17 protein-coding genes are annotated in these 18,846 nt (G+C 48.2%); 13 read left to right on the top strand and 4 right to left on the bottom strand.

The window, feature by feature from the left end; translation table 11 throughout:
- Positions 1-32: 32 nt before the first annotated feature.
- Both pyk and AB5Y54_RS10205 read right to left on the bottom strand, forming a co-directional pair.
- Positions 33-1,472 (bottom strand): pyruvate kinase, encoded by a 1,440-nt coding sequence (pyk, locus tag AB5Y54_RS10210; protein WP_041214849.1) that lies wholly within the window; start codon positions 1,470-1,472, stop codon positions 33-35.
- Positions 1,473-1,632: 160 nt separating this feature from the next.
- Positions 1,633-2,487 (bottom strand): MurR/RpiR family transcriptional regulator, encoded by an 855-nt coding sequence (locus AB5Y54_RS10205; protein WP_029314760.1) that lies wholly within the window; start codon positions 2,485-2,487, stop codon positions 1,633-1,635.
- Between the two features lie 348 nt (positions 2,488-2,835).
- On the opposite strand from AB5Y54_RS10205, the gene glk reads away from it, so the two are divergent.
- Entirely contained in the window at positions 2,836-3,804 is a 969-nt protein-coding gene (glk, locus tag AB5Y54_RS10200) for a glucokinase (protein ID WP_039041241.1), read from the top strand.
- Between the two features lie 369 nt (positions 3,805-4,173).
- Here the strand turns inward: glk and AB5Y54_RS10195 are convergent, their stop codons facing one another.
- Positions 4,174-5,556 (bottom strand): ATP-binding protein, encoded by a 1,383-nt coding sequence (locus tag AB5Y54_RS10195; protein WP_190285548.1) that lies wholly within the window; start codon positions 5,554-5,556, stop codon positions 4,174-4,176.
- Entirely contained in the window at positions 5,556-6,230 is a 675-nt protein-coding gene (locus AB5Y54_RS10190) for a response regulator (RefSeq protein ID WP_162540546.1), read from the bottom strand. The genes AB5Y54_RS10195 and AB5Y54_RS10190 overlap by 1 nt, the downstream gene beginning before the upstream one ends.
- A 938-nt stretch (positions 6,231-7,168) precedes the next feature.
- Between AB5Y54_RS10190 and rfbB the strand changes: the two genes are divergently transcribed.
- The 12 genes from rfbB (at position 7,169) to rfbD (ending at position 18,777) form a co-directional block, all read left to right on the top strand.
- On the top strand, positions 7,169-8,254 hold the full coding sequence (gene rfbB, locus AB5Y54_RS10185; protein ID WP_109112226.1) for a dTDP-glucose 4,6-dehydratase: 1,086 nt from the start codon (positions 7,169-7,171) through the stop codon (positions 8,252-8,254).
- Positions 8,254-9,120, top strand: coding sequence for a glucose-1-phosphate thymidylyltransferase RfbA (gene rfbA / locus AB5Y54_RS10180; RefSeq protein WP_109112227.1), 867 nt, complete (start codon positions 8,254-8,256; stop codon positions 9,118-9,120). The genes rfbB and rfbA overlap by 1 nt, the downstream gene beginning before the upstream one ends.
- A 1-nt stretch (position 9,121) precedes the next feature.
- Positions 9,122-9,547, top strand: a complete 426-nt coding sequence (locus AB5Y54_RS10175; protein WP_368153630.1) for an FdtA/QdtA family cupin domain-containing protein — start codon at positions 9,122-9,124, stop codon at positions 9,545-9,547.
- Entirely contained in the window at positions 9,528-9,995 is a 468-nt protein-coding gene (locus AB5Y54_RS10170) for an acyltransferase (RefSeq protein ID WP_323935313.1), read from the top strand. The genes AB5Y54_RS10175 and AB5Y54_RS10170 overlap by 20 nt, the downstream gene beginning before the upstream one ends.
- On the top strand, positions 9,992-11,095 hold the full coding sequence (locus AB5Y54_RS10165) for a DegT/DnrJ/EryC1/StrS family aminotransferase (RefSeq protein ID WP_323935315.1): 1,104 nt from the start codon (positions 9,992-9,994) through the stop codon (positions 11,093-11,095). Before AB5Y54_RS10170 ends, AB5Y54_RS10165 begins: the two co-directional genes overlap by 4 nt.
- Positions 11,092-12,342, top strand: coding sequence for an O-antigen translocase (locus tag AB5Y54_RS10160; RefSeq protein WP_323935316.1), 1,251 nt, complete (start codon positions 11,092-11,094; stop codon positions 12,340-12,342). The genes AB5Y54_RS10165 and AB5Y54_RS10160 overlap by 4 nt, the downstream gene beginning before the upstream one ends.
- Before the next feature lie 39 nt (positions 12,343-12,381).
- A complete protein-coding gene (locus AB5Y54_RS10155) occupies positions 12,382-13,338 on the top strand; it encodes a glycosyltransferase family 2 protein (RefSeq protein WP_368153625.1) in 957 nt (318 codons plus the stop codon).
- A gap of 72 nt (positions 13,339-13,410) precedes the next feature.
- Positions 13,411-14,721, top strand: a complete 1,311-nt coding sequence (locus AB5Y54_RS10150) for a hypothetical protein (RefSeq protein ID WP_162540547.1) — start codon at positions 13,411-13,413, stop codon at positions 14,719-14,721.
- A 54-nt stretch (positions 14,722-14,775) separates the two neighbouring features.
- Positions 14,776-15,561, top strand: a complete 786-nt coding sequence (locus tag AB5Y54_RS10145; protein WP_109112233.1) for a glycosyltransferase — start codon at positions 14,776-14,778, stop codon at positions 15,559-15,561.
- Between the two features lie 8 nt (positions 15,562-15,569).
- Positions 15,570-16,325: a glycosyltransferase family 2 protein gene (locus AB5Y54_RS10140; RefSeq protein WP_368153621.1), complete on the top strand. Its 756-nt coding sequence runs from the start codon at positions 15,570-15,572 to the stop codon at positions 16,323-16,325.
- 257 nt (positions 16,326-16,582) lie between these two features.
- Positions 16,583-17,854: a sugar transferase gene (locus AB5Y54_RS10135; protein WP_368153618.1), complete on the top strand. Its 1,272-nt coding sequence runs from the start codon at positions 16,583-16,585 to the stop codon at positions 17,852-17,854.
- A 5-nt stretch (positions 17,855-17,859) separates the two neighbouring features.
- The gene (rfbD, locus tag AB5Y54_RS10130) at positions 17,860-18,777 is read left to right on the top strand and encodes a dTDP-4-dehydrorhamnose reductase (protein ID WP_216987220.1); all 918 of its coding nucleotides are present in this window, start codon (positions 17,860-17,862) and stop codon (positions 18,775-18,777) included.
- The last annotated feature ends 69 nt before the right edge of the window (positions 18,778-18,846 follow it).

The following is an 18,846-nucleotide window of genomic DNA, read 5'->3' as shown; positions in this document are numbered from 1 at the left end:
GGAGCCGTCTTTGTTGCAGGGAGGAGGGGCGATTACTCGACCATCATCACCTTGCAGGTGTTGGTGCTGCCGACGGTCTCCATCTTGTCGCCGTGGGTGAGCAATACCATGTCGCCGCTTTGCAGCAGTCCCTTGGCCTTGAGCACGTCCAGCGCGTCGCGGCACACCTCGTAGACCGGCTTGGTCTCGTCGCCATCAAACAGCACGGGGGTGACGCCGCGGTAGAGGTTGGCCCAGGCCAGGGTCTTGTTGTGAGGAGACATGGCGAAGATGGGCAGGCCGGAGCTGATGCGGGACATCAGCAGCGGGGTGGTGCCCGATTCGGTCAGCGCCACGATCGCCTTGACCCCTTCCAGGTGGTTGGCCGCATACATGGTGGACATGGCCACCGCCTCTTCCACCGAGGTGAAGGTGTAGCTCATGCGGTGGTTGGAGACGTTCAGGCTCGGGTGCTTCTCGGCGCCCACACAGACGCTGGCCATGGAGGTCACGGTCTCGATGGGGAACTGGCCGGCGGCGGTCTCGGCGGAGAGCATCACCGCATCGGTACCGTCCAGCACGGCGTTGGCCACGTCCATGACTTCGGCACGGGTCGGGAGCGGCGCGTTGATCATGGACTCCATCATCTGGGTCGCGGTGATGACCACGCGATTCAGGCGGCGGGAGTGGCGAATGAGCTTCTTCTGCACACCCACCAGTTCGGGGTCGCCGATTTCGACGCCGAGATCGCCACGGGCCACCATGACGGCATCGGAGCCGAGGATGATGTCTTCCATCGCCTCGTCGCTGGCGACGGTCTCGGCGCGCTCGACCTTGGCCACGATCTTGGCGTTGGAGCCGGCTTCGCGGGCCAGTTCGCGGGCGTAGCGCAGATCATCGCCGCTGCGGGGGAAGGAGACCGCCAAGTAGTCCACGTTCATGCGGGCGGCGGTCTTGATGTCTTCCTTGTCTTTCTCGGTCAGGGCCGGTGCGGAGAGGCCGCCACCTTTCTTGTTGATGCCCTTGTTGTTGGAGAGAGGGCCGGCCACGGTCACCGTGGTGTGGATGCGGGTGCCTTCGACCTGCTCGACCTTCAATTGCACGCGGCCATCGTCCAGCAGCAGGATGTCACCGGATACCACGTCCTGCGGCAGGCTCTTGTAGTCGATGCCGACCTGCTCCTGGCAGCCTTCGCCCTTGCCGAGGGCGGCATCGAGAATGAACTTGTCACCGATGGCGAGGTAGATCTTGCCATCCTTGAAGGTGGAGACGCGGATCTTGGGGCCTTGCAGATCGCCCATGATGGCCACGTGGCGGCCCAGCTTGGCGGCGATGTCACGCACCTGGTTGGCGCGCTGGATATGATCTTCAGGAGTGCCGTGGGAGAAGTTCATCCGCACCATGTCGGCACCGGCGCGAATGATCCCCTCGAGAATGCCGTCGCGATCGGTCGCCGGACCGAGTGTGGTAACAATCTTTGTACGTCTTGGCATGAAAGACTCCAATGTGAAGTTGATATGACTTGAAATACTGCCCCGTCAAGCATGTGGCATGGCGCCAACTGGCAGGCCATCTGGGTGGCCTTGTTTGATTGAATTTCGATACTACACCAAGCCCGTTGGCATAGACAGTCGGGGGCGGACCCCCGAATGATCAGGAGGAGTGCGGGGTATCAAAGCGGGATTCGCGCAAACCTTCTTTGACTTTCTTCAGGTTTTCGCGAAATTTCATGCCACGGCGCAGGGTGAAACCGGTGGCCAGCACGTCCACCAGGGCGAGCTGGGCGATGCGCGAGGCCATGGGCATGTAGACGTCGGTGTCTTCCGGCACGTCCATGGAGAGCACCAGGTTGCATTCGCGGGCCAGGGGAGAGTCCTTGGCGGTCATGCCGATGACGGTGGCATCGTTTTCCCGGGCCAGCGCGGCAATTTCCACCAGAGCCTTGGTGCGGCCGGTGTGGGAGATGAGGACCACCACGTCCCCTTCGCTGCTGTTGATGCAGCTCATGCGCATCATGACGATGTCATCGAAGCTCACGACGGGGATATTGAAGCGGAAGAACTTGTTCTGGGCATCCCGGGCCACGGCGGAGGAGGCGCCCAGACCAAAGAAGCTGATCTTCTTGGACTGGGTCAGAATATCGACGCAGCGGTTGATGGCCGAGATGTCCAGGCTGTTCTTGGCGGCATCGAGGCAGGCCATGGTGGATTCGAAGATCTTGGCGGTATAGGTATCCGGGCCGTCTTCCGCTTCCACGTGGCGGTTCACATAAGGGGTGCCGTTGGCCAGGCTCTGGGCCAGGTGCAGCTTGAAATCGGGAAAACCCTTGGTATCGAGGCGACGGCAGAAACGGTTGACGGTCGGTTCGCTCACATCGGCCAGCTTGGCCAGGGTAGCAATGCTGGAGTGAATGGCGGTCTGGGGTGAGGCCAGGATCACTTCAGCCACCTTACGCTCTGATTTACTGAAACTTTCCAGATTGTTCGTAATTTTATCGAGGGTATTCATCATTACCACCAGGCATTTTTGTAATTTAACTTCAGTGTCTGTGCACTAAATTCACAGCTCAAGCAGGTTTCCAGTCTCCGCGATGACTATACAAGACAAGCGCTTATCGGAACTAATCTCGGCCCTGCAAAGTATGACTCATGTCTAATTATTTCGTGTTTTTAGTTGCAAACTTCCATTTTCGTCTTGAAAACGCTTACAAATGTTGCAAAGCAACAACACTGTGAGCGGGCGCACACTTGTCTGCATAAATCGCGCAGCCCGGCTGCGGGCTCGAGTAGTATTGCAGCCAAATAATAATGTCGGGACGGTAAGGGCCGCCCCGAGTCGGTAACGAAGGAGTTTGTTATGCAGCATACCCATGCGCTGGTGGGCGACGTTGGCGGTACCAATGCCCGGCTGGCCCTGTGCGAACTGGCGACGGGCGCCATTTCCCAGGCAAAAACCTATTCGGGGCTGGCCCATCCCAGCCTGGAGGCCGTGGTGCGCCTCTATCTCGAAGAGCACGATGCCACCGTGGGCGAGGCGTGCATCGCCATCGCCTGTCCCATCAATGGTGACTGGGTCGCCATGACCAACCACAGCTGGGAGTTCTCCATCCGCGAGATGCAGGCTAACCTCGGCCTGGCACGCCTGCAGGTGATCAACGATTTCACTGCCGTCTCCATGGCGGTGCCCGTGCTCGGCGAGAGCGATCGCATCCAGCTCGGGGGCGCGGCCCCAGTCGCCGGCAAGCCCATCGCCATCTATGGCGCAGGGACCGGCCTTGGCGTTGCCCACCTGGTGCAGGCCGGTGAGCAGTGGCTGAGCCTGCCGGGTGAGGGCGGTCACGTGGACTTCGCCGCCAACACGGAAGAGGAAGATGCGGTGCTGCAGGTGATGCGCGGCGAGCTGGGCCATGTGTCGGCGGAGCGTTTCCTCTCGGGCCCCGGGCTCGTCAATCTCTATCGCGGCCTGGTCAAATCCGATGGCCGCGAGCCCGAACCCTTTGCCCCCAAGGACATCACCGAGCGCGCGCTGGCGGGGGATTGCCTCGATTGCCGTCGCACCTTGAGCCTGTTCTGCGTGCTCATGGGCCGCTTTGCCGGCAACCTAGCCCTCAACATGGGCACCTTCGGTGGTGTCTACATCGCCGGTGGCATAGTGCCGCGCTTCCAGGAGTTCTTCATCGGATCGGGCTTTCGGGTCGCCTTCGAGGACAAGGGGCGCTTCAAGCCTTATCTCAAAGACATTCCGGTCTTCCTCATCACCCATGAAGGGCCGGGGCTGCTCGGGGCAGGGGCCTATCTGCGCCAGTCGCTCGGGATCCGTCTCTGAGCGTTGCCAGGGTGGACATGGTTCAGTCCCGATTCAGTGACCGGGGCGTAAAGTGAACCTACGTACTCAAGAGGACGGGGCTTCATAGGGAATTGAAACCGGTCTTCATCCGCTGGGTGCGCATTGTCACCTGACAAGCCTGAACTGTTTTACCGGCCCTCGCGGCCGGTTTTTTTATGCCTGTCGTTTCTGCGCGAGCATGGGGCCGAGGGGAGCGGCAGGCCAGCTTCTGATGGGGGTGCAAGCTCGTCAGCCCCGCTGCCATGTGCTTGGCCTGGTCGAAGCATAAGGAGTGAGGCGTGAGACAGGGAAAGCACCGGGATGGCAACGCCCGAATGCGGCAGAAGCCAGGTACTGGCCTCTGCGCTGTCAGGGGAGGGTGATGTGGAATCTCGCGCCGCCGAGCGGGGAGTCATCCACCCGGATCTCGCCGCCGTAGCTGTGCACGATTTCGGTCACCACGGCGAGGCCAATCCCCTGGCCGGGGGAGCTGTCAGCCCGCACGCCGCGCTGGAAGATCTGCTGCGATTTGCCGGGGGCGATGCCGGGGCCGTCGTCTTCCACCACGATGAGCAGACCCCTCTCCCGGTGGCGGACATGAACCCGGATCTCGCTGATGGCGAATTTGCAGGCGTTGTCCAGCAGGTTGCCCATCAGCTCCATCAGATCGCCCTGCTCGCCGTGAAAGAAGACATCGTCGTCAAACTGGAAGCCGGTCTGCAGCTTCTTGTGGCGATAGACCTTGGCGAGGCTGGCCAGCAGCTTCTCGATGAGGGGAACCGGTTCGGTGCCCTTGCTCGCGAGGCGCTTTCGCCCGGTGACGGCGCGGCGCAACTGGTACTGGATGATCTGATCCATGGTGGTGATCTGTTCATTGATGTTGTCATGGATGTCGTGGCCGAGCTTGAGCTCCTGGGCGGTGATCTGGATGAGCGCCAGCCGGGTTTTCAGGCTGTGGGCGAGATCGTTGAGGGCGTGCTGGTAGCGCTGGGTCTGCTGGCGTTCGTTCTCCAGCAACTGGTTGACCGAGCTTGTCAGGGGGGTCAGCTCGCGCTCGTAGTCGTTTGACAGCGCCTCTCGCGTACCGGCGCGGATCTCGTCAATCTGGCGCGCCATGGTGCGCAGGGAAGAGAGGCTCCAGAAACTGGTGAGCAGCAACAGAGCGCCCAGCAGACAGTAGGCGAGCAGCGCCTGGCGAATGCAGCGGTAGAGGTAATCGCGGGTCTGGGCCTGATAGCGCCGGGCGGAATCGACCATCACCACGTAGTAGGTGGTGGGGCCGGCGCCATGATTGCGCAGGAAACGCAGGCTGTAGATGAAGTAGCTCTCGCCGTTCTTGATGGTATGCAGCTTGAAGAAATAGTCCTGATCCAGTCCCCCCAGGTATCTCATCAGATCCCGGCAGATGGTCTCCTTGATGGAGACCACCTCCGGCATGTGGAGGCTGGACCAGCTCAGCACTCCGTCGGCGCGGCAGATCAGGGTATCGAGATTGGGATCGATGGCATCCGGGGTGAGCTTGCCTAGATCCGTCATGGCGTGGGGCTCCGGCTGCTTGGACGAGAACAGCTTGGAGAGGTTCTCCTGCATGCGGACACTGGCTTTCTGGGCCTGCTCCTCGGCATGGCCGAGGTAGAGGATGTAGACGGAGAAGGCCATGATGAGCGCGATGACCAGCATGGCACTCAGCATCAGCTTGAGGTGCAGGGAGCGGCGGATCAGGGTCAGGGGATGCAACATGGCAAGGCGCATCAGCTGCAGGCGAGGTTGAAGATGTAGCCCTGGCGGCGGATGGTGGAGATGGGCTGGATGCTCCCTTCCGGATCCAGTTTTTTGCGAAGCCGGCTCACCATCACCTCGATGGTGTTGGGATCCCCTTCACCATCCCCATAGAGCTGATCCAGCAACTGCTGTTTGGAGACCACCTGACGGGCATTTCGCATCAGGTATTCCAGGATCAGATATTCGAAACTGGTCAGCACGGTGACCTCGCCGGCGATGGTCAGCTCCTTGCGGGAGAGATCCAGCTCGTAGTCACCCGCCTTCACTCTGGGGGAGATGAAGCCGGCGCTGCGGCGTACCAGCGCATTGAGACGGGCCAGCAGTTCGTCCTTCTGGAAGGGTTTGACCAGGTAGTCGTCCGCCCCGGCCTCCAGTCCTTCCACCTTGTCCTGCCAGTTGCCTCTGGCCGTCAGCACAATGATGGGAAAGGGGATCTGCTGCTCGCGCAGGCGGGTGATGAGCTGAAGGCCATCCATGTCAGGCAGGCCCAGATCGATGATGGCGACATCGATGGGGTAGTCGGCCGCATAGTGCTGCGCCACCTGGGCATTGTCCGTGCTGTAAACCTGGTTCTGGGCCTCGGTCAACAGGGTGGAGAGGTGGTGATTGAGCAGCTTGTCGTCTTCAACCAGTAGGATTTTCATAAGATGCATGATGATGAGGGTCCAGGCTGCCAATTAGAGGGTCAACAAGAGGGAGAGTCAATCCGGATCCTACCTGACCCCGCTGTATCGGGACTGAATCATCCCAGACTGAACTCCTCAATAGAGTGTTTAATAAGATGCCAAAACTCTGTGACACGAAGCGATTTACATACGGTGACAGCAGTATGCGACCGTTATGATCGCAGTGGAGGGGTAGTAAGGTACGTTAATGGATCAACAGAAGAGCTCACTCTTGATCTCTTGGAAGCTGATGCCCAAGAATGAAGCGATCAGAGCATACATGCTAGATATGTTGTTTCTATTTTTCATCGAGAGGTTTCAATAGAGGATTATGAGTAGAAACATCGGTGATGCTGATGTCAGTTGAGGTTAGTGGGAATGCTGTTTAATCCTTATCCTATTCAGGGTCTTTCACACCTTGTGACTATTCACTCTTGGGTTAAACAAGATAGAATCTGATCCGCGATCGGGTTTGGGGCACAAAAAGCCCTAGATGTGAGCAATGCAGGTTCCGGACGGCTGCTACGGCAAGGGAATGCTGCTAAATTGTTAAACATCAATCAAAACAAGAAGCTGGAGGATCTGATGGCCAACAGCACGGACAATCAGGTTAAAAGCAGCATGTTGGGAGCTGTAACCCAAGGGCGGTAGCGTTTTCGTTTGACAGTGAGTGCATAATTTTAGTTACCATCCCTCCTAAATCTCACTATAAATGAGAATTATTTCTTTTTTATAGAGTCTATAGACTTTCAAAAAACAACCAACTTTGTACCTCCATAGATGCCTTTAAGGTACTAGAAGCATTAACATTCAACGTTGAGTGTCCGGTTTAAGCAAAACTTGTAGTGATAATGCTTGAACGCAAATATCAAATTAATATCTTGCAATTTCGTTACCTTGAAATCGGGAACCCTTGAATGAAGATCCTTGTGACAGGCGGTGCCGGCTTTATCGGTTCAGCCGTTGTTCGCCATATTATCCAACATACCCAAGACTCAGTGATCAACCTCGACAAGCTAACCTATGCGGGCAACCTGGAATCCTTGGTCGCTGTCTCTGCTAGCGATCGCTATGTGTTTGAGCAAGTGGATATCTGCAACCGCTCCGAACTGGATCGGGTGTTTGCTACCCATCAACCCGATGCCGTGATGCACTTGGCCGCCGAGAGTCACGTTGATCGCTCCATCACCGGCCCGGCCGACTTTATCGAAACCAATATCGTCGGTACTTATATGTTGCTCGAAGGGGCTCGCGCCTATTGGAACGGCCTGGACGAGATGCGCAAGTCTGCTTTTCGCTTCCATCATATCTCTACTGACGAGGTGTATGGCGATCTGCCCCATCCGGATGAAGTCGCTGCAGGTACTGAGCTGCCACTGTTTATCGAAACCACGCCTTACGCCCCAAGCAGCCCCTATTCAGCCTCCAAAGCTTCAAGTGACCATCTAGTGCGCGCTTGGCGCCGCACCTACGGCCTGCCCACCATCGTCACCAACTGCTCTAACAACTACGGCCCGTACCACTTCCCCGAGAAGCTGATCCCGTTGGTGATCCTCAATGCGCTGGATGGCAAGCCACTGCCAGTTTATGGCAAGGGTGACCAAATTCGTGATTGGCTCTATGTGGAAGACCATGCGCGTGCGCTCTACAGGGTAGTGACCGCGGGAGTGGTAGGGGAGACCTACAACATCGGTGGTCACAACGAAAAGCAAAACTTGGAAGTCGTGCATACCATTTGTGACCTGCTCGATGAAATGGTACCGAAAACGGGCTCCTATCGTGAGCAAATCACTTATGTGGTGGATCGCCCCGGCCACGATCGTCGTTATGCCATCGATGCCCGCAAAATGAGCATTGAGCTGAACTGGCAACCTCAAGAGACTTTCGAGTCTGGTATTCGAAAAACTGTGCAGTGGTATCTGGAAAATCAGCAATGGGTAAATAATGTCAAGAGCGGAGCCTACCAAACGTGGATAGTTCAACAATATGGGGATAGAAAATAGTGAAAGGTATTATTCTTGCCGGCGGCTCTGGCACACGTCTTTATCCAATTACCATGGGCGTCTCAAAACAGCTTTTGCCAGTTTATGATAAACCTATGATTTACTACCCCTTGTCTGTATTGATGCTGGCAGGCATTAGGGATGTACTTATTATTACCACTCCAGAAGATCAGGCTAGCTTTCAACGTCTTTTAGGCGATGGTAGTCAATTTGGCATTGAACTGGAATATGCCGTACAACCAAGCCCAGATGGGCTTGCACAAGCATTTATTATCGGTGAGAAGTTTATTGGAAATGATTCGGTATGCTTGATCCTGGGGGATAATATGTTTTGGGGGCAAGGATTCTCACCGATGTTACGTGAGGCTGCCAAAAGGGAAAAAGGTGCAACAGTGTTTGGCTATAAAGTTCAAGATCCAGAACGATTTGGAATCGTTGAATTTGATGATAAGCAAAGTGTTCTTTCTATTGAAGAAAAGCCAACACAACCTAAGTCGCACTTTGCTGTAACTGGACTCTATTTTTACGACAGTCAAGTAGTCAGCATTGCCAAGCAAGTAAAACCGTCCAAACGAGGAGAGCTAGAGATAACTAGTATTAACCAAGTGTATTTGGAGCAGGGACAGCTGAATGTAGAGTTATTGGGGCGAGGTTTTGCCTGGCTTGACAGTGGAACACATGAAAGTTTACTCGAAGCATCGAATTTTGTGGCAACGATTGAAACTAGACAGGGTTTCAAGATTGCATGTCTTGAAGAAATTGCATTGCGAAATAATTGGTTAAGTAGAAATGAAGTGGCTGTTACAGCAGAACGCATGGCTAAAAATAGCTATGGTCAATATCTACTAGATTTGATAAGGAATTAAAATGAACCTTATTAAACTAATTGAGTTTCCAATGCTCGGTGATGAGCGAGGTTCTTTGCTATCATTGGAAGGAAATAAGAATATCCCTTTCGAAATAAAACGGGTTTATTATATTTTCAATACAGTAAAAGGCATATCTCGTGGATATCATGCCCATAAAGCACTAAAACAGCTTGCTATTGCGGTGTCTGGATCTTGCCGTTTTGTCCTTGATGATGGAATGGTTAGATCAGAAGTTATTCTTGATAGACCGACAAAAGGGTTGTTAATAGAGTCTTTTATGTGGCGTGAGATGCATGATTTTTCTGAAGATTGTGTCCTGATGGTATTGGCTGATCAAGAATATGATGAATCTGACTATATAAGAAACTATGAAGATTTCTTGTGCCTAGCTAGGAGAAATATAAATGTTTATTCATCATCTTAGCGACGTGATGTCAAATAATATAGGTGATGACACTCGTATTTGGCAGTACTCGGTTGTATTGCAAGGCGCAAAAATTGGTAAGGAATGTAATATATGTGCACATACTTTGATTGAGGGGGACGTCACAATAGGTGATCGTGTCACGATCAAATCTGGTGTGTATGTCTGGGATGGTATCACAATTGAGGATGACGTTTTCATTGGTCCCTGTGTTGCATTTACAAATGACAAACATCCTCGCTCTAAAATTTACCCAGTACAATTTCCTAAAATGATAATAAAATGTGGCGCATCGTTAGGTGCCAACGCAACTATATTACCTGGTATCACCATCGGAAAATATGCAATGGTAGGCGCTGGTGCCGTTGTCACCAAAGATGTACCAGATTATGCTGTTGTCGCTGGAAATCCAGCTAAAATAATTCGTTATGTTGAGATGGAAAAATGATTAACTTCCTCGATTTGAAAGCTATAAATAATCAGTATAAAAATGAACTGAAAGATGCCTGTGCCAGAGTCATTGATTCTGGATGGTATATTATGGGGCATGAGCTTGCTCAATTTGAAAAAGAATTCTCTCACTATTGTGGAACCAAGCATACGATTGGTGTAGCAAATGGACTAGATGCTCTTAATCTAGTACTGAGAGCATGGAAAGAACTTGGTAAGTTACAAGGTGGCGATGAGGTTATAGTACAAGCAAATACATATATTGCTTCCATTTTAGCAATAACTGAGAACGACTTGGTTCCTGTTTTAGTCGAACCCAATCCAGAAACTTTTAATCTGGATCCAGCCCAAGTGAGAGAGGCTATCACACCTAGAACTAAAGTTATACTACCTGTACACCTGTACGGCCAGCTATCTCCTATGCCAGAACTGATGACAATTGCTACGGAGTTTAATTTATTAGTGTTGGAAGACTGTGCCCAAGCGCACGGAGCTGAAATTCATGGAAAGCGTGCTGGTAACTGGGGAGATGCTGCAGGTTTCAGCTTCTATCCAGGTAAAAATCTAGGTGCTTTAGGAGACGCCGGTGCTGTGACAACCAATGATGATGAATTGGCACAGACAATCAGTGCACTGCGCAATTATGGTTCACATAAAAAGTATGAAAACTTGTATCAAGGAGTCAATAGTCGGTTAGATGAAATTCAGGCTGCTATGATGCGCGTGAAACTACCTTATCTGGAAAAGGAGACTGCTCGTCGTCAGAATATCGCTCAATCTTATCGTACAAGAATTAAAAACCCTTTAGTGAAATTACCTAATGTGGAAAATGAAGGTGCACATGTGTGGCATTTATTCGTTGTACGCTGCGATGTACGCGAGAAGCTTCAGCAGTGGTTATTGGAACAAAAAATCCAAACTCTGATCCACTATCCAATACCTCCTCATAAGCAACAAGCATATCCACAGTATCGGGATTACCTATTGCCAGTGACAGAACGCATTCATCAGCAAGTACTTTCCTTGCCTATGGATCCTACCATGAGCGATGAGGCAGTGACACAGGTGATAGATGCGGTAAATGGCTTTACAGCATGAGACGCTTGCTAAAAGTGACTGCCATGACAGGGCTTTTAACATTGCTCAAAATGGCGATGGGTTTTGTTATTGCAAAAGTTGTCGCTATATATACAGGCCCTACTGGTATGGCTATGTTAGGCCAAGTACAAAGTCTGGTGGGCAGCCTCAATGGAATTATTAATGCTCCTGTTGGTAGTGGTGTAGTACGTTATACCGCTGAAAATAAACAGCAGGGTTTTGAGTCTTGTGCACCTTGGTGGCGAGCATCACTGCAGTGGGTTTTAGTCATTTCTGCTCTACTCATCCCTAGTGGACTGTTATTGGCTGAGCATATTGCTAACTGGCTGTTCCAAGATACGAAACTGGCTTGGGTTGTGATGGCTACTGTGTGTGTTTTGCCTTTATCTGCTGTAGGCACACTTTGTAATTCAGTTATAAACGGTCAGCAACTTTATCGTCGCTATGTTTTACTGGGTATGTTATCGGTAGTCATATCCAGTAGTGTGATGTTGATGATGATTGTGATGGCGGATATCCGAGGTGCCTTATTTGCAGCGGCAGTACAAGCCGGACTGATAGGGTTGGTTATGTTGATCGCGAACTTCCATCAAGCCTGGTTTCGAGTACAGTATTGGTGGGGGGGGACAAGTGTTGAGGCAAGGAAATCAATTGGTGGATATATGCTGATGGCGATCACCAGTGCTTTAACATTTCCAATATCACTCATCTTGGTCAGGACAATTTTAATCAAATCAGTTGGATGGGAGGCTGCTGGGTATTGGCAAGCAGTGTGGAAAATATCTGAAGTTTATCTTGGTGTTATCACGATGGCTCTAAGTACATATTACCTTCCACGTTTGTCATCTTTAGTTGGTGTTGATGCCATTGTCGATGAAATTCATAGAACTGCTCGGGTTGTAATCCCTGCTGTAGCAGTGATGGCATTGTTAGTTTATTTGTTACGTGATATAGCTATTTGGCTTCTTTTCACTGCAGAGTTCAGTGCTGCACGTGATTTATTTGCCATTCAGTTGTGTGGTGACATAATGAAGATCGCCAGCTGGTTGTACGCATATCCCATGTTGTCCCGTGGTGCTACCAGAATTTTTATTACGAGCGAAATATTATCCTCAATGACACTTGTGGCTTTATCGTATTCGCTTATCAGTGTTATAGGGGTTGAGGGAGCACCTATGGCATATCTAATTAATTATTGCATATATTTTATTTTTGTTTTTTTCAATGTAAGAAAAATATCCAAGTGAATTGCATTAATTATCATCACCGAGACTAAATATATAGCCATGAAAAAAACAATATCTGTTGCTGTTATAACTTACAATTCAGCAAATACTGTTACTGAAACATTAGACAGTATCTATAGTCAAACGTATGGTGCGGAAAATATTGAATTGATAATTTCCGATGATGCATCACCAGATAATACTGTGGCAGTTATTCATGACTGGTTGACACTACATGAGTCTAGTTTTAACAGAGTTGTCTTTTTCGAAAACAAAAAAAATGGTGGTGTTTCAAAGAATATCAATGTTGCATGGACTGCATCTACTTCAGAATGGATAAAAACTATTGCGGGAGATGATATACTCTTGCCAAATTGTCTCGATGACAATATTGACTATGTTCTTGATAAAGGAAACCATGAAGTTGGTGCTGTCTTCTCATTAATGCAAGTTTTTTATGTTGATGAACAGTCTAATAAGATCAACTCTCATTTAATGCCATCATCAGCGTATCATCACTTTTTTGATCTGACTTCTGAAGCTCAGTATGACTATTTGAAAATTAATGGTATTCCCATCGCTCCCTCATCCTTTATTAAAAGAAGTGCATTGATATCGGTAGGCTACGCAGATGAACGATTCAGATTAATAGAAGATTACCCGTTATGGCTTAAACTGACAAAGCATGGTTACACGCTTAGATTTTTAAAAAAAACCACTGTTCAATACCGTAAATCTGATAGCATTAGCAGCAGTCGATCAAAAATCATCAATGAACATTACTTCAATGAGATGGCATTAATTGATGACATAGTTGTAATACCTGACCTGAAGAAAAGTCAGTATATTTTAAAGTTAAGAAAAAAAGCATGGCCAAAAGCGATGGTGTATGTAGCCAGGATTTTTAATAATACTCCCAATGCCATTTCCAATATCATTGTTGGTTTGATTAACTTCTTGAAGCCAGGATTTATATCTCTTCAATTGAGGAAGTTTAAAATATATATTGGTTGTTAATTTTCAATGCTTGTTATTGAATGCAGTTGAAATTTACTATGTGTAACTTACTTCACAACTAAGGACTAAATAATGGTTAGTGAGGTTATCATAGCAGTTCTAGTTGGGGTGCTTTTTAGTATACTGGTGATAAGCATGCTCCAACGAAAAGAGCAAAGCATGTCTTGTTCTATATTGATAGCATTTAATATTTTCTTTACCTCTTGGCTTTCTACAGTGCTGGTTGTATTTGTTCCAGATATATCGGCTAGACTAGATGGGTTCAATAAAGAAGTCATACATAATGTTTATTACATGACATCGTTTTCAGTAATTATTATTTTAACAGGGTTGCTCGTATACTTTTTTTCAGTAGATAATAAAAGAGTTTCGTTACATGACCAAGCGGAAGTTAATGAAGCTGTATATATCATCAATCCATTATCTTTACTTTTTATTATATACTGCTTGGTAAAATTTATACTTTTTTATCAACAATCCCCACTCTACTATGTTGCGATAGGTGATTATACGCAAGCTGCATTATCTAGAGCTTCGATTCAGAAAGGGGATGTTTTTGTGGATATCCCTTATATCGGGAAAATATTTTATTTCTTCTGTTTTTATATAACAATATCCACGATGATATTGGTAAGCAATAATAAAGCATCTAGAGCGAGACTATTCCTTATTATTGTAATATCTTCAATTCAGCTCACGTTTGATGGTCAGAAAGCACATTTATTCTTGCTCTTTATGATGATGGGAGTGACGTATTTTTTGCTATCTAAATCAGTATTTAAAATCGTCATTTTTTTGATCGTCTTCGCTTTTTCTAGTGGTTTAATTTATTCTACGATGATGTCTGGGGATGGGAACGCCTTAGTCAGAATTCTTGATCGAAGTATATTTGGTCAAGCGCAAGGTATGTACTATATCATGCAGTATTATAAACCCCAGCTTACAGGAGTATTCTCTGATTTACCATTCTCACATCTTCTTGGATTAAAAGAATTAAAGCCAGATGAATGGATAGTTCCATATATATATAATGATAGCGGACATGTAATCAACTCTAACACATTTGTTGTTGGTGAGATGTGGGCATACTCTGGAGAGTCAGGAGTGTATTTGTTCTCTTCTTTCATATTATTCTCATTGTTGGTCTATCTGATATTCTTTCGATGGTTGACATCGCTGAACAATATAGTTTACTGGCCAATTTCACTTATATTTTTCTCAACATTGCCAATAAACCAATCTTTACAGTTTATTATATATCAAAAGTATTTTTTATATGTTTTGTTTTTTTTGGTTTTGCCAATATACACTGTTGGTGCTCTAAGGTATTGGGGATGTCATAAAGTAGGTGATAATAGTGATCAATCAATGCTAATAAAATGACGAGATACAATCTGAGCATTTTAATTAAAACATTAAACCTTTCTAAGTGATTATATGGCCTTTTTGTCAATAGCAATTTCTACATATGCTAATAGGGTTAGCAATTTAAAGCTGGACTTCAACCCAAATGTTGAATATGTGATTGTTCACCAAAAACCACATGAGGCGCTTTTGGATGTAGTCAATAAATTTAAAAATAGAGATGATGTCTCATATATCCCCACTGATACCAATGGCTTGTCTATTAGCAGGAATATAGCATTAGAAAATGCTAATGGTGAATACGTGATGATCATGGATGATGATGTCGTTTTTTCCATCGAAAAAATTCTAGACATTATCAAGAGAATGAAGAGAGATAATGCTGATGTAGGTACCTATTATCATAGGTACCTAGATGGAAGAACTACGCTAAGTACCCAAGTGTCACATAAATTAAATTTTTTTACTATCGCCAAGCCCTCATCAATTGACATCTGCTTTAATAGGGACGCCATTTTAAGTAACCAGATTAGGTTTGATGAAAAGTTTGGGTTAGGGACAGATAATCCTTCAGGTGAGGAAATGATTTTCCTGTCAGACTGTTTGAGGAATGGATTATCCATCCAGCGTTATCCTGTTGAAGTATCTTCGCACCCACCGATTACTTCAGGGGCTGACTTTTATTCAACGGATAAAAAAATAATAGCTAAGAGAAATATGTTTGTAAGAGTCTCTCCTCGCTACGGTCTATTTCTCTTTATTCTATTTGTTATGAAAAAAAGTGCTATCGCATACAAAGCTGGCTTTGGGTTTTTCTTTATCAAAACGGCACTAAAATCCGTTCTATGGCGAGGTTGAATCAGGTTATGAAAAAAACATCGCAACCCTTGGTTTCAGTTATAATGCCAACGTATAACTCATCCAATACTGTTGTTGATAGCATAAACAGTGTATCGCATCAAAGCTATGATAATTGGGAGCTAATTATTACGGATGACTGCTCTGAAGATAATACTGTGGATCTCATTGAGAAAATGGCAATAGATGAACCAAGAATTTCCATTGCTGTTAACGACAAAAATAGAGGTGCTGGTTTTTCAAGAAATGCATCTATTGAGCGGGCTAGTGGAAAATACATTGCATTTCTAGATGCGGATGATCTTTGGTCTACAAATAAGCTGGAAATGCAAATCTCATTTATGGAAAAGAATAACTATTTTTTCACTTTTACATCTTACCAGATGTTTTCACATCTTGGTGATGGAAAAATAATTAATACACCGGAGTCTGTGTCATATAATGAGCTTCTCTATGGTAATGTAATAGGGTGTCTTACTGCCGTATATAATGCCGAGGCTTTAGGTAAACAGAGAATGCCCTTAATAAGAAAAAGGCAAGATATGGGGCTTTGGCTAACTCTTCTTACAAAATGTAGTAAAGCCTATGGTTTACCGGATATTTTGGCGAAATATAGAACTGATTCAGGTATGACTCAAAACAAAATGAATGTTGCAAAATATCAATGGGAATTTTACAGGGAGGTAGTCAAGCTAGGTTTTCTAAAATCCTCTTGGTATTTTTTCTGGTATGCCCTTAATGGGATTAAGAAGCATAAACAATAATAATCAACGCTTGATGTTTTCTGTAACTTTAACATCTGACATATAACATGCAATGTGTGATTGTTTCTTCATGGATAGATCATTCTATTTAAATTTAATCTAGAGGTTTTTACAAGTAATGTAGCTTGGGATATAACAAGAGCTGTAGTGCAAACCTTGATGACATGTGTTAAGCAATCTACACTCTAGAATTGTTATACTCCTGGCTTCCGAGCGATGTTGAATTTCATTTTATAAGAATAATCCCGAGGTAATAATTGAGCTACCAACGCCGTCACTCACGCTGGTATGAGCGTGTATTATTTAGCCCACCCTCTTTGTTTCTGTTTGGAGCCTTACTAGCCGTATGCGTCCCTGCAATTGAACGCTGGGGATGGGGTTTTTGGGGAGGACTCGATGCTGTAAGAGTCAATACCTTGGCCGGAGCCTTTGTTGCCTTCCTACTCACAGGCATCGTTCTTCATCGTTTTCTGAGATACCCAGGTGCAAGCCCTGTTGCCTACATGATCCCAACAGTGACGGCACTTTATGGTCTGCTGGTCGGAATTCTTTTCTTCCTGCGTTTACCTTACAGTCGTCAGGTTTTGTTTGAATCATATGTTGTGGCGTTGCTCTGCTGTTGGCTTGTTTATTTTATCGGCCGTCGTTATCGGACACCCAAGTATGCCTTGCTCCCATTTGGGGATTATCAGCCTCTGACCAGGCATGAGAGTGTACAGTGGCGCCTGCTGGATAAACCTGATCTAGGGGAAGTTCGTTATGATGCAGTAGTGGCAGATCTTCGAGATGAGAAGTTGGCGGGGGAATGGGAGCGCTTTCTGGCACGTTGTGCTTTGGCTCATATCCCCGTTTATCACATCAAGCAGATCAGTGAGACCCTGACAGGGCGTGTCAAGATAGACCACCTCCATGAGAACCAGCTTGGCTCCCTCTTGCCGTCACCCATCTATGCCTTCATCAAACGGGGAATGGATATTCTGGCTGCGTTGATCGCGATTCCGGTGTTTTCCCCCTTGATGCTGGTGACGGCGATCATCATCAAGCTTGAGAGTCCGGGCCCCGTGATGTTCCTGCAAAATCGGGTAGGGAAGGGGAACAAGGATTTTCGCATCTACAAGTTCCGCAGCATGTGCAAGGATTCGGAAAAAGCCGGCGCCCAGTTTGCCCAGGACGGTGACATGCGCGTCACCCGGGTGGGCAAAGTGATCCGCAAGCTGCGCATCGACGAGCTGCCGCAATTCTTCAACGTCCTTAAAGGGGACATGAGCCTGATTGGTCCAAGACCGGAGCAGCGCACGTTCGTCAATCAGTTCGAGCGGGAGATCCCGTTCTACATGTACCGTCATATCGTGCGGCCCGGGATCAGCGGTTGGGCCCAGGTCGTGCACGGCTATGCGGCTGATGCCGATGATACCCGCATCAAGATCGAGCACGATTTTTACTACATCAAGCATTTCTCCCTCTGGCTGGATGTGCTCATCGTGTTCAAGACCATTCGTACCATTCTGACCGGTTTTGGCGCACGGTAATCGCAATGAAGATCTTGTTGCTAGGGGCTCGTGGCCAGCTGGGACGAGCCTTTTTTTCTACACTGTCTCTGAATTATCCTCATTGGCCCGTGGCTGCTTTGGGCAGAGACGAGTGTGACATTACAAAGGCGGCTTCCTTGAAAGGTGCCATGAACCGCTATCACCCCGACGTGATTATCAATTGTGCAGCATATACGGCTGTCGATGAGGCACAGACCAAGACTCAGCTCGCAGAGCTCATCAATCATGAAGCTGTCGTAACTCTTGCACGAGAGGCAAGGACATACGGCGCTTTCTTGGTGCATTTCTCGACCGATTATGTCTTCGATGGCAGCGGTACCGAACCTTGGATAGAGACGGATGAACCCAGACCTCTGAATATTTACGGCACCAGTAAATACGCAGGTGAACAAGCTATTCAAGCCTTATGCCCTGACCATTTGATTGTGCGTACCAGCTGGCTTTATGGTGGCGAGGGGAGGCATTTTGCGAGCACCATACTTGGCCGAGCCAGAGAAGGACTCCCCCTCCAAGTTGTAGATGATCAATGGGGTGCTCCGACTCAAGTGCATTGGTTGGCGCGTATGGTGCTATCTGCCTTGGAGCAGGTGTCGATGGTTCCTGGCAAGCGAGGCCTCTATCATCTGAGTAGCCAGGGAGAAACGAGTTGGTATGGTTTTGCATCCGATCTGGTGCATGCAGCCTATGGGTTGGGTCTATTGGCTAAACCCGTACCGGTGAAACCCATTTCTTCGGCAATCGGGTCCCAGGTAGCTACCCGGCCTCTGAACTCCAGGCTCGATTGCGGATTATTCTCCACCACCTTTGGTATCGTTCAGCCCTCTTGGCAGGAACAGATGATGGATTGGTTGCTCAGATTGAAGGCTGAAGCCAATCCCAGGGATGAGGAACACCTCCCATAATATCCACCACATCCACCGTATTGTTGGCTATCTCTATTCGCTAGCGTTGCCTGCAATTTCCCTGTCGAG

Origin of the sequence: Aeromonas sp. s9 (assembly GCF_040907765.1) — a bacterium.
Classification (GTDB): domain Bacteria; phylum Pseudomonadota; class Gammaproteobacteria; order Enterobacterales; family Aeromonadaceae; genus Aeromonas; species Aeromonas caviae.
This window is presented reverse-complemented; position numbering and strand designations above follow the sequence as displayed.

Excerpts from the sequence above, each read along its gene's own strand:
- pyk (WP_041214849.1), bottom strand. The coding sequence starts at position 1,472 with ATGCCAAGACGTACAAAGATTGTTACCACACTCGGTCCGGCGACCGAT.
- AB5Y54_RS10205 (WP_029314760.1), bottom strand. The coding sequence starts at position 2,487 with ATGAATACCCTCGATAAAATTACGAACAATCTGGAAAGTTTCAGTAAA.
- glk (WP_039041241.1), top strand. The coding sequence starts at position 2,836 with ATGCAGCATACCCATGCGCTGGTGGGCGACGTTGGCGGTACCAATGCC.
- AB5Y54_RS10195 (WP_190285548.1), bottom strand. The coding sequence starts at position 5,556 with ATGCGCCTTGCCATGTTGCATCCCCTGACCCTGATCCGCCGCTCCCTG.
- AB5Y54_RS10190 (WP_162540546.1), bottom strand. The coding sequence starts at position 6,230 with ATGAAAATCCTACTGGTTGAAGACGACAAGCTGCTCAATCACCACCTC.
- rfbB (WP_109112226.1), top strand. The coding sequence starts at position 7,169 with ATGAAGATCCTTGTGACAGGCGGTGCCGGCTTTATCGGTTCAGCCGTT.
- AB5Y54_RS10175 (WP_368153630.1), top strand. The coding sequence starts at position 9,122 with ATGAACCTTATTAAACTAATTGAGTTTCCAATGCTCGGTGATGAGCGA.
- AB5Y54_RS10170 (WP_323935313.1), top strand. The coding sequence starts at position 9,528 with ATGTTTATTCATCATCTTAGCGACGTGATGTCAAATAATATAGGTGAT.
- AB5Y54_RS10165 (WP_323935315.1), top strand. The coding sequence starts at position 9,992 with ATGATTAACTTCCTCGATTTGAAAGCTATAAATAATCAGTATAAAAAT.
- AB5Y54_RS10160 (WP_323935316.1), top strand. The coding sequence starts at position 11,092 with ATGAGACGCTTGCTAAAAGTGACTGCCATGACAGGGCTTTTAACATTG.
- AB5Y54_RS10155 (WP_368153625.1), top strand. The coding sequence starts at position 12,382 with ATGAAAAAAACAATATCTGTTGCTGTTATAACTTACAATTCAGCAAAT.
- AB5Y54_RS10150 (WP_162540547.1), top strand. The coding sequence starts at position 13,411 with ATGGTTAGTGAGGTTATCATAGCAGTTCTAGTTGGGGTGCTTTTTAGT.
- AB5Y54_RS10145 (WP_109112233.1), top strand. The coding sequence starts at position 14,776 with ATGGCCTTTTTGTCAATAGCAATTTCTACATATGCTAATAGGGTTAGC.
- AB5Y54_RS10140 (WP_368153621.1), top strand. The coding sequence starts at position 15,570 with ATGAAAAAAACATCGCAACCCTTGGTTTCAGTTATAATGCCAACGTAT.
- rfbD (WP_216987220.1), top strand. The coding sequence starts at position 17,860 with ATGAAGATCTTGTTGCTAGGGGCTCGTGGCCAGCTGGGACGAGCCTTT.